The organism is Candidatus Methanoplasma termitum, from assembly GCF_000800805.1.
GTDB classification, from domain to species: Archaea; Thermoplasmatota; Thermoplasmata; order Methanomassiliicoccales; family Methanomethylophilaceae; genus Methanoplasma; species Methanoplasma termitum.
Map to the genome: position 1 here is coordinate 1,420,977 of NZ_CP010070.1, position 18,152 is coordinate 1,439,128.

Below are 18,152 nucleotides of genomic sequence, written 5' to 3' on the forward strand. Positions count from 1 at the left end.
ATGCCGAACATCTGGATATTGAGGATTGGCCATCGTCCGCAGAGAGATAAAAGAGTTACAACGCATGTTGCCCTCTCATCGCGTGCGCTTGGCGCCTCCGGAATATATGTTGACACAGCGGATCGTGTTCTTGAAGAGAACATCCGCAGCGTGGTGGACAGGTTCGGAGGGGATTACACTATTGAGACCGGCATCCAATGGAAAAAATTGCTGAAGGATTTCGACGGAGAGATAGTGCATCTCACAATGTACGGGCAGAGGTTCGATGAGTCTTTGCCGAAAATATCCAGAGAAAAGGATCTGCTTATCGTTGTGGGAGCGGAGAAGGTCCCTCCCGAGGTATATCAAGCGGCGGATTTCAACATATCTGTCGGGAATCAGCCGCACTCGGAGATCGCGGCGCTGGCGATATTACTTTACTCATTCACGGACGGCAGAAATCTATACTCAGACCGCAATGGGAACCTGACGGTAATACCGAACGAAAGAGGGAAGACAGTTGTCGAAAAACATTCCTGACGGACCGAGCTGCGTCAACATCCTCAAAAAAGCAGGATGCAGAGACAGAGTGATTATCCACTGCTGTACGGTCTGCGCCGTAGCGGAAGAGATGCTCGGTAAGATCGATGCCGACAAAGAACTGGTGATTGCCGGTTCTCTCCTGCATGACATAGGGCGTTCCAAAGACCACAGCATTACGCATGCGATGACCGGCGGGGATATGTTAAGCAGCCTGGGGCTCCCAGAGGATCTGGTCAAGATCGTAAAAAAGCACACAGGCGCCGGGCTGGATTCCATTGACGTTGCTGAAATGAACCTCCCTCCCGGCGATTATATTCCGAGGACTATAGAAGAGAAGCTCGTCGCACATGCGGATAACCTCGTCAGCGACAACAGAGTGATATCGCATAAACAATCCGTCGACAGATTAAGGGAGAGGGGTGCGCTCAGAGGCGCCGACAGGATGGAGGCCCTTCATTGGGAACTCTCAAAGCTTTACGGAATGGATCTGGACATCATCCGCGACATTATCGGAGAATACCCGAAGCTCAAGTGGATATAGAACCGGTCAGCCGCATATCCTCTCATTCGGAAATCTGTTAAGAATGATCACGTCGCCGATGCTCTGGACCCATCTCAACGGGATGCTGATCGAAACATCATCTTCGACGAGCGCCGGATTCGCATCGGAAACGAATAACCCTTTTATGCCCATCTCCGAAATGTCGATCACTACCTCATCGACTATCCCTACGAATATGCCTTCGGGGGTGTATATTTCCAACCCTTTTATGTTGCCGACGCTCTCCAGCATCCTCTCTCCTCTTTTGTTGTCCCTTCTAAACTTATTTAACTATTAATAATAATCACTCAGAAGAGGCGAAAACATATGGTAACAGAACTTACAGACAGCACTTTTGACAAATTTGTCAAAGATAACAGAATAGCGGTAATAGACTGTTGGGCACCTTGGTGCGGCCCGTGCAGAAGAATGGGCCCCATAATCGAAGAACTTTCGAACGATCTTAAAGGAAAAGCCGGCGTTGCGAAACTCAACGTTGACAATAACCAGGCGATATCGGCAAGGTTCGGTATAAGGGCCATACCTACCGTCCTTCTGTTCAAGGACGGCGTCCCGGTTGAGACCCTCGTCGGACTGAGAGGGAAAGAAGACTTCCTTGACATCATACGTTCGTTATGAACGCAGACGTCGTGGTGATAGGCTGCGGTCCCGCGGGTCTGCAGGCGGGCATACACTCTTCCCGAAGGAAAGCGGATACAGTGATAGTCGGCAAGCTGAAGAACAGCGCTCTTTCCGGCGCACATATCGAGAATTACTTCGGACTCGGCGGGAAGACCGACGGCTCGGTACTGTTAAAGGCCGGGTTAGAACAGGCATTATCTTTCGGATGCAGACACATCGACCGAAATGTCATCGGCGCCAGTGCGGACGGCGATGGATTCAGAGTGACGATCGAATCCGGAGAGAATATACACTGCAGATCGGTCGTGATCGCAACGGGCGTCTCCAGAATGAAACTGAACATCCCCGGTGAGAAAGAATTCTTCGGCAAGGGAGTTAGCTATTGCGCAGAGTGCGATTGCAATTTCTTTAAAGGCCTGAGGGTTGCTGTGATCGGAAACGAGTCAAAGGCTGCGATATCTTCCGAGCTCATGACGAAGTATGCCTCAAAGGTGTACTGGGTAACTAAGAACAGCTCGGCAGACAGGAAGCTTGTGGACAAAGCATTGGCCGCAGGAGTTGAGATCATCGACAGGGGGGCAAAAGAGATCATCGGAAAAGAGAATGTGAGCTCCCTGCTTCTCGACAACGGCAGTGCGATCGGCGTCGACGGCGTGTTCATTGAATTGGGAGGAAGATCGTCCTCCGATATAGCGATGGATCTGGGAGTTGTGCCGGAGGTCGATGACTCGATCAAAGTCAACAAAAAAGCAGAAACCTCGGTTGCGGGCGTATTCGCATGCGGGGACATAACGGGAGAACCGTGGCAGCTGGCCAAAGCCGTCGGCGAGGGGGCGGTTGCCGGAAACAACGCCGCAGGCAGAGCAAAGGGCATAAAATGACCGTCGAGGACATTATCTCCAGCATGCTCAGGGAAGAAGGCGGGTTCCAGAAAGCCTTCAAGAGCATGCTTGACGAAGAATTGGAAATATCGCTGAGCGAGTTCTGCTCGATATCCGGCATCTCCCAAAGCACGATGTACAAGATACTTGAAGAGAACCGCGAGCCAAATCTGAGAACCATACGGCAGATAATCCATGCCCTGAATGTCATCAGCAGGTCCGAGGACGATAATTTCGTTGCGGTCATCGCATCGTCCACTTTCTTTGAGTCCCTTCCGAAGACAATGGAGGTTGAAGGCCGGACGATAAAGATCAAAGAATACCCCATTTCAACAGTGGAGGACGCAATAATAGCGGCCGTGAGAGCAGAGCGCGACGGCGCGCTGGCTATAGTGTGTGCGCCCATAATAGCGGTCACTGTGAAGAAGATCCTGCGCATCCCGGTCTCGCCGGTCATGCCCCTCGGAAGCGTCCTCAAAGCACTTGATATCGTTAAAGGTCTGGTCTGAACAAATTAAAATACCAGCTTAACTATTTAATCGACAATAGGGGAGTGTGTAATTCTGTTCGAATTACAGGTTGTCAGCAATACACCGATGAATGCAGTAGCGGACAAAGACATTGTCGCAGAGACCTTCTTGGTACAGATCGGGTACATACCTAAAGGATATGATCCGAAAACATCGGCCTCGAGCGTGAGGGACAGCGTCCCTTACAGACTTTTTATGGATTTCTTCATGAAGAACATGGGCAAAGCGTGGGCGGTCGAAGAGCTTGCCGCTCTTTTGGAAACAACGAAACCTACGATCTACCGCCACATAAACAAACTGAAATCAATGGATCTTTTGGAAAGCATCGACGTTGAATTCGACGGGGCGATGAGGAAAGGATACAGGATCAGATACGGGGATCTCTCCAAGGCGTGGAGTTTCACCGAGGCCAATGTGAACATGGCAATGGAGAACTATAAGCGGACCGTGTCTCATTTTCAATCCCTTGCGAAGGCAGAGAAAGAATGAGCCAGGATGAAAAGATCAAAGAACTCGGCCTGAGGATCATCACGGCAATCAAGAAGGGGGATGTAAAGGATCGGGAAGCCGTCCAAAGAATGAAGATCGAGCTCTGCGGAGAACTCGGTCTCACCGATGTGCCAGCTAACTCAAGCATCCTCAAAGAGGTTGCTCCGCAGGACAGAAAGTTGATAGAGCCCTTCTTAATAAAAAAGCCGATGCGGACCATGAGCGGCGTTGCCGTCGTTGCCGTTATGACCTCCCCCCATCCGTGCCCGCACGGAAAATGCGCATACTGCCCGGGAGGGGTCGACAGCGGCTCTCCTCAATCATATACAGGGAAAGAGCCTGCCGCAAGAAGAGCGGAGCGGAACAACTTCGATCCGTTCCTTCAGGTAAAGGACAGGATAGACCAACTGACCGCCATCGGCCATAAGACTGACAAAATAGACCTTATCATAATGGGCGGCACCTTTACTTCGAGAGAAAGAGAATACCAAGAGTGGTTCGTAAAAAGATGTCTTGATGCGATGAACGGAGAGGATTCGGAGGATATCAAAAATGCAAAGCAAAGGAACGAGACCTCCGAACACAGGTGCATCGGCCTGACAGTGGAGACCCGGCCGGATGTCTTCGGCGATGAACAAATTGAAATGGCGATGATGCTCGGCGCGACGAGGGTTGAACTCGGCGTACAGATACTTGACGATGATGTCCTGGCACTGTCAAAAAGAGGCCATGGTGTAAAAGAGATAATCGATTCCACCAGGTCGTGTAAGGACCATGGCCTGAAGGTCTGCTACCACATAATGCCCGGACTGCCGGGCTCGACCCCGGAAAAGGACCTGGAATGTTTTAAGCGAGTGTTCGAAGATCCGGACTTCCGCCCGGATATGCTGAAATTCTACCCGACGCTTGTTATATCCGGCACAGAACTTTTTGACCTGTGGAAGAAAGGAGAATACACTCCATACGACGAGAGTACGGCGGTCGACCTCCTGTCAAAGATGAAGTCGATCGTTCCCGAATACACCAGGATACAGAGGGTGGAAAGGGACATCCCGGCACCGCAGATAACAGCGGGTATAAAGACCAGTAACATACGCCAGGTGGTCCAGGAGAACATGGCCGCCCATGGGATGTCCTGCAGGTGCATCAGGTGCAGAGAAGTGGGACATACTAACCAAGTTCTTGATGACCCAGATCTTGTCAACCAAAAGGCTATGGAGTATGAAGCGAGCGAGGGGTTTGAAAGGTTCGTCTCGTTGGAATACAATGATTCGCTCATCGGTTATGTCAGACTGAGAACAGATGATACCGATACCGCAACGATCAGAGAATTGAAAGTTTTCGGAAAGATCGCCTCTATCGGCTCCGAAGGAGAGGACTGGCAGCACAGAGGGTTCGGAAAGGAGCTGATGCTTGAGGCTGAACGTCTAGCAGTTCTTGACGGTAAGAAAAGGATGAGGATCAACAGCGGCATCGGCGTAAGAGGATACTACAGGGCATTGGGGTACGTGTTGGAAGAGCCGTATATGGTCAAGGACCTCAGTTGATTATTATTTTGTTCCCGTCGAATCTTATACGGTCCGTCTCGACCACCAACCTGCCTTTGTCGTCGACCTTGTGCTCTTCTCCGATGACTTTCCCGGATGCCGAGACCAGGAGATATTTGATCGAACCATCGACGGTATCGATGACCAGATCCTCGAGCTTTCCCACCGTCCGTCCGGTGATGGTCTCCACTTCCTTGCCGATAATTTCTCTGCTGAAGATCTTATTGTCCATTGGATCACCCATAGAATGGCTGGTCCTTCCAGCCAGTGTGAAGCTTTCTCATCTCTTTGCTCAGTGTTTCATACTTGACGAACGTTGATTCGTCGACAGATTGGTGCACCCTTTCCATTGCGTCCTTGAAATCCCTTTCGGTCACATACTGTGCGTTGTTGTCCCTGCGGTATGCGGATAATCCCGCCTCTCTGCACAATGCGGCGATGTCCGCTCCCACAAACCCATCGGTCATCTTTGCTATTGCAACAAGATCCACGTCCTTCAGCGGCATCTTCTCAGTGTGTACTTTGAGTATGCTCTTCCTTGCTTCCAGGTCCGGTTTCCCAACCAGTATCATGCGGTCCATCCTGCCTGGCCTGAGAAGCGCCGGATCTATCATGTCAGGACGGTTGGTGGCCGCCATTATCATCACTCTGTTCATGCTTTCAATGCCGTCCATTGAAGTAAGGAGCTGCGCAACGACCCTTTCCCAAGTCTGGGAGTCACCCTCCCCCCTTATGGGCGCTATTGAATCGATCTCGTCGAAGAAGATTATGCACGGAGCCATCTGTTTGGCTTTTTTGAATATTTTTCTGATGGCTTGCTCCGACTCTCCCATCCACTTGCTGGCTATCTCCGGGCCGCTGATCGAAATGAAGTTCGCGCCGGACTCGTTCGCCACGGCCTTGGCGATCAGCGTCTTACCGGTACCCGGGGGGCCATATAGAAGGACGGCCTTGCCCGGCTCTATGCCGAGTCTCTCGAATGATTTTTGGCCCTCTATGGGGATGAACACTTCCTGTATCTCCTTTTTAATGTGTTCCAACCCACCGATATCCTTCCAGCGGACCTTCGGGATCTCAACGAACAATTCTCTCATTCCGCTAGGTTCAACTTCCGCAAGAGCGTCGGCGAAGTCCGCCATGTCGACCTTCATAGCTTCTAATGTGGACTGCGGCACCGGCTTGTCAAGGTCCAGTTTGGACATGTGCTTGCTGAGACACTTCATTGCGGATTCCCTTGCAAGCGACGCAAGATCCGCGCCCACGAACCCCTGTGTCATCGAGGCGATCTCGTCTATCTTCACATCATCGGCCAACGGCATGTCCCTTGTATGGACTTCGAGGATGCTCTTCCTTCCCTGCATGTTCGGAACACCGATCTCAATCTCCCGATCGAATCTTCCCGGCCTTCTCAGTGCCGGATCTATGGAATCCTCTCTGTTGGTCGCCCCTATCACGATCACGTTCCCCCTGCCGCCCATGCCGTCCATCAGCGTAAGGAGTTGAGCAACTACGCGCCTTTCCACTTCCCCATATGTGGAATCCCTGTTCGGTGCGATCGAATCTATCTCATCCAAGAAGATTATGCTCGGAGCCTTGTCCTCGGCGTTCTCAAATATCTTCCTAAGCCTTTCTTCGCTTTGGCCGTAGTATTTGCCCATGATCTCCGGCCCGCGTATCGAGTAGAACGATGCGCCTGACTCATTGGCGACGGCTTCTGCGATCAGGGTCTTTCCGGTACCGGGCGGCCCGTAAAGGAGCACACCTTTCGGCGCCGATATCCCCATCCTGTCGAACAGTTCCGGATGCTTGAGCGGGAGCTCGATCATCTCCCTTATCCTTTTCAATTCGTCATCCAATCCGCCTATGTCGTCATATGTTGTGCGGCCTGTGCGCACGGGGGTTTCAGAGTCCTTCTCTGCTTTGACCGGCTCGCTTTTTATTACTATTTCCGTGGCGGTGCTGACGATGACGGGACCTCTGGGGACGGTGGACTGCACATGGTACGTTGCTCGGTTCCCCATAAGGGCTATGTTCGGTATCATCACATCCATGCCGACAATGAGCGGTCTTCCTTCCAGTCCGCTTCTGAACACATCGTCGATGCCTGCCTCGTAACTTATCCTTTTGTTCTCGGAGATGTTCGGGGAAAGTACCACTTTCTGAGCTGTTTCAGGGATGCATTTTTTTATCTTCACAGTCTCGTCGACGCTGACCTCTGCGCTTGTCCTTGTTAATCCGTCGATTCGGATGAGCTTCATGCCATCATCGCCCGCCTCGCCTTTGAACACCTTTGCAACGGCGGTCTTCTTTCCTATTATCTCGATGACGTCCCCGAGGTCGAGACCGAGTTTCTTACGGGCATCATTGTCCAACCTGGCCCTGCCGTATCCTGCCTCGGATTGCCTCTGCGCCATTGCGACCTTGAGTTCAAGAAATTTTTCCATCTCGAGAATGACATGCTGTTCAAATTATTTCATTTAATTGTTCAGTTGAACAAATCTGCTCCGCCTAACCCTTATAATTGCTTTTCATTGCTTTGTCGTATTGAAAAAAAGAGCTGGAACACCAACCGACACACGACCCGGGTTGGTGTTCTTTATTATGGTTTTACTTACCTTGCTTACGCCTTAGCCCTCCTGGATACCGCTACCGCCAGTCCGGCGACGATGAGCACTGCCGCGACCGCTATCGCAACCCACAGCACAACGTTGCTGTCGTTGCTGCTGTCGCTAACGTTGTCCGGCCCTGCACCGGCGGGTTCCACGGTCAACGTAAGGTTGGCCGTTCCGCTGTTGAATACTGCGTTGTACACATATGTACCGGGAGCAAGAGAGTTCAGATAGCTTTCTGTGAAGGTGATGATCGTACTGCCGCTTGTAAGAACATAGTTCTCGCCGGGGAGTATGGAATCGTTATACGACAAATACAGGAACTCGCTCAGTGGCACGTCGATCACAAAGCTTGCGGGGTCGCCGCTTGTTATCACCATGATCTGATCTGGTAACTTCTTCCCTCCTGCGTTGCCGCTCGCCGGACTCACCGAGACCGAAGAAGTTCCCGACTTTGCGGGATCCACAAGAGATGTCGCTTTGACAATTATTGTGGTCGAGGTCTCGCCTGCCGCTATTGTAAGCAGCCCCGTGGAAGATATTGTGGTGCCGGCGTTGTTGTTGCCGGATATGCTCCAGATAACATCTTTTGACGGGTTTCCGGAAGATACCTTTACCGACGCACTGAATTGCTGCGTTGAACCTGTCTTCACATTTGCTGTCGATGGCGACACAGAAACGCTTGAGATCACGACCGCCGTGCCGCTGTTACCGGGCTGGACGGTCAATGTGAACGTAAGCGTTGCATCGGGTGATGTTCCGTTGCTTGCTGTCAATACTACAACATATGTTCCGACCGGCAGGCCTGCTGCGATGTTCAGTTTCATTGTGCCGCTGTCCCAGGTTATCTTCGCATCTCCGGACGTCTTTGCCACCGTGACCGGGGCTGTGCCGGTTATTGTGTACACGCCCGTGGAGGTTGCTGTGTAATTCTTTGCCAGCGTCAGTGTCATGGGGCCGGTTATACCCGGAGCAACAGATATAACGGCCGTCCAGTGAGCGGTCAGCGTAATGTCCCCGGTCAAGATCGTGCTGAAGTCATATGCGGCCGCACCGTTGAACCATCCCGCAAAGGTGTATCCCGTCTTGGTCGGATCAGCCGGCTTTGCCACGGCGGAACCGTAGTTCACTGTGGCGGACACGATCGAACTTCCGCCGTCGGAATCGAAGGTCACTGTGTACGTTATCTGGATCCAGTGAGCGGTCAGCGTAAGGTCGCCTGTCACGGGTGTACTGAATACATATGCAGCTGTACCGTTGAACCACCCTGCGAAGGTGTATCCCGTTCTGGTGGGGTCGGCGGGCTTTGCCGCCGTGGAACCATCGCTTACCGTTACTGTAACAGCTGCGGTGCCGTCGGCGTAGTCAAAGGTGACGGCGTGTGTTATTTCTATATATTGCACGAAGTCCGTGCCTGCCGTTCCGCAGATCGGGCATGTTGTCGGACGGGCCTTTACAACCTCCCCGCATGTCGGACAGCGGTATACCGCGTTGAAATTGGACTCCATATAGGACCAATCGCTCAGGTTTTGCAACGCAGTCGGTGGTGATGGTCGCATACGTCTGGGCTGCTTTGCCGGCGAACTTGAAGAAATCGGCTGCGGCCGTCAGGCCGGCTGCCTGTGCGTTCGTTTGGAAACCCGGATACATGACAGTATATTCATAGGTCGCACCGTCGATCGACGCCTGAAGGTTCTCGGCCGTCGTTCCCACTGTGGGGGTCGCTGCCACCGGCTTGACCGTTGCGCCCATGCTCTGCAGGATCACCCATGCGTCCTCGGCTTGCTTGGCCTCGGCATCTGCCATCGCTTGGAATATGCGTGCCACCATCGGATAGCTTTCATCCTTCGCCTTGGCTGCGAATGCCGTGAAATGCGCGTTAGCATTGAGCTCGCCCTGCATGGCAACATAGAGATCGTCATAAGTTTGGCTGTACAACACGAAGTCCGTGCCTGCCGTTCCGCAGATCGGGCATGTTGTCGGACGGGCCTTTACAACCTCCCCGCATGTCGGACAGCGGTATACCGCGTTGAAATTGGACTCCATATAGGACCAATCGCTCAGGTTTTGCAACGCGTCGGTGGTGATGGTCGCATACGTCTGGGCTGCTTTGCCGGCGAACTTGAAGAAATCGGCTGCGGCCGTCAGGCCGGCTGCCTGTGCGTTCGTTTGGAAACCCGGATACATGACAGTATATTCATAGGTCGCACCGTCGATCGACGCCTGAAGGTTCTCGGCCGTCGTTCCCACTGTGGGGGTCGCTGCCACCGGCTTGACCGTTGCGCCCATGCTCTGCAGGATCACCCATGCGTCCTCGGCTTGCTTGGCCTCGGCATCTGCCATCGCTTGGAATATGCGTGCCACCATCGGATAGCTTTCATCCTTCGCCTTGGCTGCGAATGCCGTGAAATGCGCGTTAGCATTGAGCTCGCCCTGCATGGCAACATAGAGATCTTCGTACGTCTGGGCGATGGGTGAGAGTACAACATCAACGTAGAAGTTCTGCGTGTAATCGGTAGTGGAGGTCTGGCCATTGACAACAGTTGCTGTCACAATGACAGTCCCTGCTGCAGTAGCGTTAAGCGTGCTACCGGTTATCGTTGCTCCGGTGGTCCCCGCAGAGCTGATAGACCAGATTATACTCTGGTTCGTTGCATTGGGTGGCGCCACCGTTCCCACCAGAGTCAGGGGCGTTCCCGCCGTTGCCGTCGTCGGGATACCGGTTATATTAGTTACTGGAACAAAGGCCGCAGCGACCGTTATCGATAGCGACATAGTTGCATCGGGAAGCACCCCGTTAGATGCCTTTATTGTGAAGTTCGCTGTTCCCGGTGTGCCGTTCGGCGTCCCGGTTATTGCACCTGTGGCCGCATCTATATTCAGACCTGCGGGCAGGCTACCTGCAGACACGTTCCAGGTTATTGGCACATCGCCTGTTGCTGTAATTGTATAGCTATAGGAAACTCCGACTTTGCCGTCGGGCAGGGTTGTCGTTGTGATCGTCGGTGCGGCACCTGTTGTTGCTTTCACCCACACGTAGCCGCCAATATTTTCATACGTTAAATAGCCAGGATAGTATGGATCTTGAACACCATCTCCAAAGGCAAATTCCTTTTGATTCACAACAACATACACCGGTGCGGTAATTGTACCTTCTACGGTAACGTCGGCATAGCCGATCGCAGAGGCACCGATCCCGTTGCCGGTCGCGACCACATTTCCGTTCACAGTGATGTGTCCGCCGTCCTCGGCATATGCCGCTATTCCGTCGGTTGTTTCGGCATATGTTAGACTGCACCTACCCCTCATAACATCCAAACCGCCCGCGTAGACATCCATGCCTCCCGACATATACGAGGGCAGACCTCCGAAGGTCTGGAATGTTCCCATGTTGGATGCGTCCACATAATCAACTGCACTATTATAATCCACGTAAAGCGCAGTTCCGCAGAGATTACTAAAAATCAGATTGTGGCCGTTCAAGTCAAAAGTTATGGTTTTTTCAAGTATCTGGCATTCACCGGCATATGTTATATCGGTCAGAAGAGTGATTGTTGTCGGCGAGGTTCCGCTCTGATCGGCAGGAACTGCCGCAATCGCGGCATCTAGTGAATAATACATTGCCGTTCCGATCCTGCATATCGGTGTGCCTCCGCTCGGGACCAGTTTTACCATTCCCGCAAACCCATATGTGAATAGAACATCTACCGATGGGTCCGAAGCTGTCTGACCGGTGTCAAGTGCAGGCATGGCCCAGGAAGCACCGCTTAAGACCCACTTGCTGCTCCCGACCGCGGATGATGCCATTTTTAATTGATGGGTTTCGTCGTATCCATAATTGTTATTGATACCGACTGTCGTGCCGACATCCATTATGAAGCCGTAGGATGTACCCGCACTGTTTGAGAATGCCTCGCCACCCGTCAGATTCAGTGTGGCGCCGTTCTTGACAGCAGTGTCGGATGATGCCCCCACCAATAAACCGTTGCCGCTGTAACTTTTGGCGCTGACTGTCGCCCCGTCAACGGATAATGTTGCAGCTTGAATGCACGATCCGCTTCCAGCAACGGATATCAATGCGCCGCTACCGGAGATCGTCAGATTGCCTGTTGAAGATATGCATCCATTGTTACTGTTGATTATCATTACGCCCGACAGGACAATATTTGATGAACCAGCAGATATTACCGAGCTTGCCATGTATGAGGTGATGTTACAGCTCCCATTCACCACCAGACTGGAATTGTCTGATAGAGCGATCGCTGGCGCAGTGTAGTTATAATCCAAATTGTAATTTTCCAGCACAAGTTGTACGCTGGGTTGCACCATTATATGAAGATTATCATATGTGCCCCCTCCGCCGTCGATGCTGGCGTTCCCTATCACATTGATTATTTCATCGTTGTAAATTGGGTTTCCGGCATCAGGATTAATGATCAATTTGTCGCCATCATTCAGCATTATCGATCCAGAACCCCAGTCTGATTGTGTGGTAATGTTTATTGTGTTGGCCCCTTCCGAATCGGTAGTGTGTACCAATCCTACAAAAAGCCCGACAGCCATCGCAGTTATGAGCAAAAGAGCCAAAATCTTCATCGTTTTTGTTATCATAAAATCGTCTAAAGTATCATACCCTTTTCGGAGATATATAATAATATTTATTGGTATAAAGAATAGAAGGGCGCCGCGTCTCGATGTAAGACCTTATGCATTTACTCTTTATCACAGACGATCATGACAAATCCTTAGGCTATATGCGATCGATGATTGACGATGTTCTTGAACGGACAGCATGCGACAAAAAAACATATGTTTTAGGCAAAAATTACTGTGGTGGCACATGGCAACTATTCAAAAGCCTTAATATATGTGCGTGCGCCTTCGCTCACCTATTATGAAAGCGATAGAGAATCCATTTTCAAAGATGATGCGCGACATGAAGCCAAAGAAAATGCCGCGCATCCAGCAGGAACTTACCGCTTGTCTCCAATGCGGATACTGTATCGATGTCTGCGAGGCGCACGAACAGTCGCCATGGGAGTCGGTGACGCCAAGAGGGAAGATCTACTATCTCAGAGCTATCCAAGGCGGCGGACAATCCGACAAGGTCCTCGGAAGAGAGGTCTCGTTGAGTCCCTATTTCATCGATGCGATGTACAGATGCACCGGATGCGGCAACTGCGAAGCGGTCTGCCATGCGAATATTCCGCTTGTAGAGTTCTGGGAAACGGTAAGAAAATGGCTGGTGGATGAGGGCGTGGGCCCGATGTCCGCACACAAAGGAATGGCCAGGAAAATAGAGGAGGTCCACAACCCCTACGGGGAAAGACCTTCAAAGAGGGGGGACTGGTGGCCTAAGGAAGTAGAGAAAACGGCGGTCCCCGAAGTATTGTTCTTCGCCGGATGCACCGGTTCATACAGAGAGCAGAAGGTACCGCAGATGGGCGTACAGGTACTTGCGAGAGCCGGCGTGACTATAAACACGCTAGGCCCGGAGGAGTACTGCTGCACATCGCCTCTGCTCAGAACGGGCATCAACAAATATTCGCTTGACTGCGCACAGCACACCGTCGAGAGGGCGGACGGCATAGGCGCAAAGGACATGGTCATGACCTGCTCCGGTTGTTACAAGACCGTTTCGACCGACTTCGGAAAATTCTATGCGAAGGCCGGACAGAACGTCTACCACATCTCACAATATATTGAGAAACTCATTGCGGAGAAGAGACTCCCGCTCAACAACGAATACAAAGCGAAGGTAACATTCCATGACCCCTGCCATCTGGGGAGGCATATGGGAGTGTTCGACCCGCCGAGGAATGTCCTGAAGAAAGTAAAAGGTATCGAGCTCGTAGAGATGGACCGCAAAAAGGAGAACTCCAGATGCTGCGGCGCAGGCGGAGGGTACAAAAGCCAATATGGCGAGATGGCCATTAACATCGCGGCGGAGAGGATCAGGGACGCCGAGGAGACAGGCGCCGAGATACTTGTGACATGCTGCCCGTTCTGCGTCGTCAACCTTTCGCAGGGTGCGAAACAGATCGGCTCCAAGATAAAGGTCATGGATCTTATGGAGATACTCCTGAAAGTGACTGCGCCTCCGGAGGCAAAGCCGGAGCCGCCGAAGCCAAGCGCCGCCGAGATAGCCGAGAAGGAGAGACTTGCGGCAGAGAAGGCAAAGGCCGCCGCACTTGAAAAAGAAAGGCTTGAAAAAGAGAAACAGATGGCGGAAGAAAAGGCGAGAATCGCTGCCGCATTGGCTGCCAAGGCATCCGAGGACGAACCGATCATCGTATACGGGGATGACGAGGATGAAGGGATGGGCGATGACATATGGACTGATAACTCTCCCAAGGCTCTTATCAGAAGGGCCGCTTGGAACAAAGGCCTCAGATGCCGGTTGGACTACGGAGCGCGGGCGATACCTGTGGCATTCGTAAAACCGAAGGTTGCGGTATACGTCTTCGCCGAAGACGGGGAGGTCGACCCCAAGGATAGGGAGAAGCTCGAAGAGGAAGGATGGGCCATCCTCACTTTCTTTGAGAAAGATGTCACCGATGCCGAGAAGGAAGCGCTTGAGATAAAAGCGGCCGTCAAAGAGAACCTCAAGGCCATGAAAAAGAAGAAAAAGTAAACTATTTGCCGGGATCCCCGGCATATCCTTTTTTTTAAAAATGTCGTTCGATAAACTCTGTCCCGAATTGGTCTCTGCCCTTAAGGACAAAGGCATAACGCAACCAACCGACCCTCAGAAAGACGTTATCCCCAAGATACTTTCCGGGAAGAACATACTGCTTGTCGCTCCGACGGGCATCGGCAAGACGGAAGCGGCAATGCTTCCTATCTTTGACTCAATATTCAGAACAAAAGGTAAACCGGGCATACGCTGCCTCTACGTAACGCCGTTGAGGGCGCTGAACAGGGATATGCTGAAGAGGATGGAGGAGTACGGCGCGGCCCTCGGCATCTCAGTGGGAGTAAGGCATGGGGACAGCACACAAGCCGAGCGGAACAAACAGTCCCAGACCCCGCCGGAGATCCTTATCACGACCCCGGAGACCCTGCAGGTGCTTTTCACCGGAAAGCGTTTGAGGGAGCATCTGAAGAAGATAGAGTGGGTCGTTGTCGACGAGATACACGATCTCTCCAGCACGGAGAGGGGCGCACAGCTCGGCGTCGCCCTTGAGAGGCTCGCGGAGCTGTGCGGTGAATTCAAGAGGATCGGGCTGTCAGCGACCGTCGGAGATGTGGATGATGTCAAGAGTTTCCTTTCGGGCGTCGGAAGAGAAGTGGTGCTTTGCAAACACGATACGCACAGAGAGTTCGATATCGCGGTCGAATGCCCGGAGCCCGATGATAAGGATTCCGTACTTCTCGATAGACTTCAATGCGACCCCGACATCCTGGCGGTAATGAAAAGGGCCAGACATCTTATGGAGGTGGGAAGGTCCACTTTGCTTTTCGTGAACACCAGGGAGACGGCGGAATGGTTAGCAGCAAGATACCACATGTGGGACGAGGACTTTTCCATCGATGTGCACCACGGGTCCCTTTCAAAAGAGAACAGAATGAGCATCGAGGACCGCTTCAAGAACGGTGATCTCAGAACGGTGATCGCCACATCCTCCCTTGAGCTGGGTATAGACATCGGCTCCGCCGATCTTGTGATACAATACAACTCACCGAGGGAAGTATCCAGAATGATACAGCGTGCCGGGCGTGCGGGACACAGGATGGGGGAAGTGATACACTCGGTCATTCTTGCGACCGCCCCCGATGAAGTGGCGGAATCGCTTGTGGTCGCAAGAAGAAGCGACGCGAAAGAATTGGAATATTTCAAAGGAAGGAAGAATCCGTTCACCGTGCTTGCCAATCAACTTATTGCAATGACCATGGCAGGACGTATGGATCGGGATCTGGCATATAAGATATTCAGAAGATCCAATTCATTCAGCACCCTCTCACGCTCGGACATGGATGATGTTCTCGAACAGCTGAAATCGATAAAGATGATATTCGAGGACGACAACGGGTTCAGGCGTTCGAAGAAGGGGATGCAGTACTTCTACGATAACATATCAATGATCCCCGATGAGAGGACATACCTCATCCGGGACATCAGCACCAGAGGAATAATCGGAACGCTTGACGAAAGTTTTGTCGCATCTTTCGCAGAACCGTACGCCATGTTCATCGCAAAGGGAAGAACGTGGAGGATAATCGAAATGCGTGAGGATGAGCTCCTTGTCGAAGAGGCGAAGGACGTCGGTTCCGTTCCGTCGTGGGCGGGTTCGGATATCCCCGTACCTTTCGAGGTGGCAATGGAGGTCGGAAGGATGCGCCGCAAGATGAACTTCGACAGATACCCGGGCGACAAGAACTGCACAAAGAAAGTGAACGAATACATCAGCAAACAGAAAGATAAGTGGACGGTCCCCACGGACGAGACCATCACCCTGGAGATCGGGGACAGATTAGCTATCGTCAACTGCTGTTTCGGCAGCAGAGTGAACGAAACGATCGGCAAGATCTATTCCGCTTTGATAACGGCTCGTCTCGGAGAAAGCGTAGGCGTTTCCACAGACCCGTACAGAATAATACTTGAACTTCCCAGGAACGTCGACAGAAAACTTCTGGAAGATACGTTCCGATCAATAAAACCAGGAACTGTAGAGGCACTCGCCAGGATCACGATCCTGAACTCGACATACCTGAAATGGCGTTTCGTTCATGTTGCGAAGAAGTTCGGCATCATCGAAAAAGGAGCGGACCACCGCTTCATAAACTTCAACCGGCTTTTCGATCTGCATAAGGATACCCCCGCATACAACGAAGCGATCAGCATGGTGCTATTCGAGGATCTGGATATAGACAATACCGAACTTGTTGTGAAGATGATCTCGGATGGCAAGATCCGGATGGAGACGGGTGGAGTATCTCATATCGGCCTCGAAGGAATAGTAAGATCGAAAGAGCTCATGCAGCCCAGAAGAGCAGACCATTCCATTCTGATGGCTCTTAAGAAAAGATTGGAAGAGGAAGTGTTGTTCGCATCCTGCCTCAACTGCCAAAGCCAATGGAGGGTCGCCGTCAGGGATGCACCCGAACGCTTCAGATGCCCCAGATGCGAGGGGAACATGGTCGCATTACTGAAGAGCTACGAAAGAGAGAGCATCAAGACCATCAAGATGAGGGAACGCAACGAACAGGAAAAGAAAGATGCCCTCAGAGTATCGCGGAATGCGAACCTTGTCAACGAATACGGGAAAAGAGCGGCCATCGTGCTGGCTGGGAGAGGGATAGGTCCCGACAATGCATCAAGGATCCTGAGGAGCATGCACTCGGACGAGGATGATTTCCTACGCGAAATTATGAATGCAGAGGTCCTCTACGCCAAGAACAAGCGTTTCTGGGACTGATCAGATCTTCCCGCCTTTTACGGTGAATTCCGGTCTCTCTTCTTCTTCGGAAATGTCCTTCAGTTTGACATTCCTGGATGCTTTGAACCCTTTCGCCACTATGTACAATTCAGACGATTCGTCGCGGGATGCATCCGGAGAGTGCACCTTCACGGAAACGAATCTGGACTCGACCTCTTTTTTGAGGCTGTCCATCATGTCTCCCATGAACACTTTCATTACCAACTTTCCGTTCTTTTTCAAGATCCTGTCGCATACGTTCAAAGCGTACGTGCATAGATCCACGGACCGTGCGTGATCCATTGAATATGCACCGCCGACGTTCGGCGCCATGTCGGAAAGTACGACGTCAGCCCTTCCGCCGAATTTCTCCAGCAGTTCCCTCATTGTGCTGTCTTCGGTGATGTCCCCCAATATAGTGGTGACTCCCTCAAGGTACTTTATCGGGCGGAGATCCACTCCGATGACCTTCCCTTTATCGCCTACCCTTTCTTTTGCGACCTGAAGCCATCCTCCGGGCGATGCTCCGAGATCGACGACGGAGTCTCCTTCCCTGAAAACATTAAAGCGGTCGTCTATCTGGATGAGTTTAAAGGATGCCCTGGACCTGTAGTTGAGCTTCTTAGCTAATTTGTAATAATGCTCATGTTTCCTTTCCTCTACCCAACGATCGTGCAGACTCATTTCGATAGGGGGATGTGCTTTTCCGATAAACCGTTTTGCGTGGGGTCGGTTTAGTTTATGGGTAGTTCCATAAATGGTCAAAATAAAAAGAAGGTTTGATGCTTTAAATGAAGTTTTGAAGTTTTAATGAAGTTTTGATGCTTTAAATGAAGTTTTGAAGTTTTAATGAAGTTTTGATGCTTAAAGTAATACTTTGACACTTTAAATGATACTTTGATTTTTTGGAGTAAAGTTTGATGTCATCAAAGTTCAGACCTCCGGAAACAGATGCTGCAAGCAACCTCTGCC

General features: G+C 51.7%; 15 protein-coding genes. 9 read left to right on the forward strand and 6 right to left on the reverse strand.

Annotated features, from left to right (window positions below; translation table 11 throughout):
* A complete protein-coding gene (locus tag Mpt1_RS06910) occupies positions 1-519 on the forward strand; it encodes a tRNA 2'-O-methylase (RefSeq protein WP_048113413.1) in 519 nt (172 codons plus the stop codon).
* Positions 500-1,063 carry an HDIG domain-containing metalloprotein gene (locus Mpt1_RS06915; protein WP_238603117.1) on the forward strand — a complete coding sequence of 188 codons (564 nt, stop codon included), beginning with the start codon at positions 500-502 and terminating at the stop codon, positions 1,061-1,063. The genes Mpt1_RS06910 and Mpt1_RS06915 overlap by 20 nt, the downstream gene beginning before the upstream one ends.
* A gap of 6 nt (positions 1,064-1,069) precedes the next feature.
* Here Mpt1_RS06915 and Mpt1_RS06920 read toward each other — a convergent pair whose 3' ends face one another.
* Positions 1,070-1,315, reverse strand: coding sequence for a PRC-barrel domain-containing protein (locus Mpt1_RS06920; RefSeq protein ID WP_048113415.1), 246 nt, complete (start codon positions 1,313-1,315; stop codon positions 1,070-1,072).
* A 75-nt stretch (positions 1,316-1,390) separates the two neighbouring features.
* Between Mpt1_RS06920 and trxA the strand changes: the two genes are divergently transcribed.
* The 5 genes from trxA (at position 1,391) to Mpt1_RS06945 (ending at position 5,152) form a co-directional block, all read left to right on the forward strand.
* Entirely contained in the window at positions 1,391-1,702 is a 312-nt protein-coding gene (trxA, locus tag Mpt1_RS06925) for a thioredoxin (RefSeq protein ID WP_048113417.1), read from the forward strand.
* Positions 1,699-2,586, forward strand: a complete 888-nt coding sequence (locus tag Mpt1_RS06930) for an NAD(P)/FAD-dependent oxidoreductase (RefSeq protein ID WP_048113419.1) — start codon at positions 1,699-1,701, stop codon at positions 2,584-2,586. Before trxA ends, Mpt1_RS06930 begins: the two co-directional genes overlap by 4 nt.
* Positions 2,583-3,095, forward strand: a complete 513-nt coding sequence (locus Mpt1_RS06935) for a transcriptional regulator (protein ID WP_048113422.1) — start codon at positions 2,583-2,585, stop codon at positions 3,093-3,095. The genes Mpt1_RS06930 and Mpt1_RS06935 overlap by 4 nt, the downstream gene beginning before the upstream one ends.
* A gap of 87 nt (positions 3,096-3,182) precedes the next feature.
* Positions 3,183-3,605 carry a winged helix-turn-helix domain-containing protein gene (locus Mpt1_RS06940; protein WP_082007287.1) on the forward strand — a complete coding sequence of 141 codons (423 nt, stop codon included), beginning with the start codon at positions 3,183-3,185 and terminating at the stop codon, positions 3,603-3,605.
* Positions 3,602-5,152: a tRNA uridine(34) 5-carboxymethylaminomethyl modification radical SAM/GNAT enzyme Elp3 gene (locus Mpt1_RS06945; protein ID WP_048113426.1), complete on the forward strand. Its 1,551-nt coding sequence runs from the start codon at positions 3,602-3,604 to the stop codon at positions 5,150-5,152. The genes Mpt1_RS06940 and Mpt1_RS06945 overlap by 4 nt, the downstream gene beginning before the upstream one ends.
* On the opposite strand, the gene Mpt1_RS06950 is transcribed toward Mpt1_RS06945, so the two are convergent.
* The 4 genes from Mpt1_RS06950 to Mpt1_RS07360 form a co-directional block, all read right to left on the reverse strand.
* Complete coding sequence (locus tag Mpt1_RS06950; RefSeq protein WP_048113427.1) at positions 5,145-5,384, reverse strand: PRC-barrel domain-containing protein; 240 nt, start codon at positions 5,382-5,384, stop codon at positions 5,145-5,147. The genes Mpt1_RS06945 and Mpt1_RS06950 overlap by 8 nt on opposite strands.
* A 4-nt stretch (positions 5,385-5,388) precedes the next feature.
* Positions 5,389-7,596, reverse strand: coding sequence for a CDC48 family AAA ATPase (locus tag Mpt1_RS06955; protein ID WP_048113428.1), 2,208 nt, complete (start codon positions 7,594-7,596; stop codon positions 5,389-5,391).
* A gap of 176 nt (positions 7,597-7,772) precedes the next feature.
* The gene (locus Mpt1_RS06960; protein ID WP_048113429.1) at positions 7,773-9,164 is read right to left on the reverse strand and encodes an InlB B-repeat-containing protein; all 1,392 of its coding nucleotides are present in this window, start codon (positions 9,162-9,164) and stop codon (positions 7,773-7,775) included.
* On the reverse strand, positions 9,127-12,357 hold the full coding sequence (locus Mpt1_RS07360; protein ID WP_158386801.1) for a ferritin family protein: 3,231 nt from the start codon (positions 12,355-12,357) through the stop codon (positions 9,127-9,129). The genes Mpt1_RS06960 and Mpt1_RS07360 overlap by 38 nt, the downstream gene beginning before the upstream one ends.
* 298 nt (positions 12,358-12,655) lie before the next feature.
* Here Mpt1_RS07360 and Mpt1_RS06970 point away from each other — a divergent pair, with 298 nt between their 5' ends.
* Both Mpt1_RS06970 and Mpt1_RS06975 read left to right on the forward strand, forming a co-directional pair.
* Positions 12,656-14,395 (forward strand): heterodisulfide reductase-related iron-sulfur binding cluster, encoded by a 1,740-nt coding sequence (locus Mpt1_RS06970; RefSeq protein WP_238603118.1) that lies wholly within the window; start codon positions 12,656-12,658, stop codon positions 14,393-14,395.
* 40 nt (positions 14,396-14,435) lie between these two features.
* Complete coding sequence (locus Mpt1_RS06975; RefSeq protein ID WP_048113430.1) at positions 14,436-17,180, forward strand: DEAD/DEAH box helicase; 2,745 nt, start codon at positions 14,436-14,438, stop codon at positions 17,178-17,180.
* On the opposite strand, the gene Mpt1_RS06980 is transcribed toward Mpt1_RS06975, so the two are convergent.
* Positions 17,181-17,864: an RlmE family RNA methyltransferase gene (locus Mpt1_RS06980; RefSeq protein WP_048113432.1), complete on the reverse strand. Its 684-nt coding sequence runs from the start codon at positions 17,862-17,864 to the stop codon at positions 17,181-17,183.
* Positions 17,865-18,152: the final 288 nt, after the last annotated feature.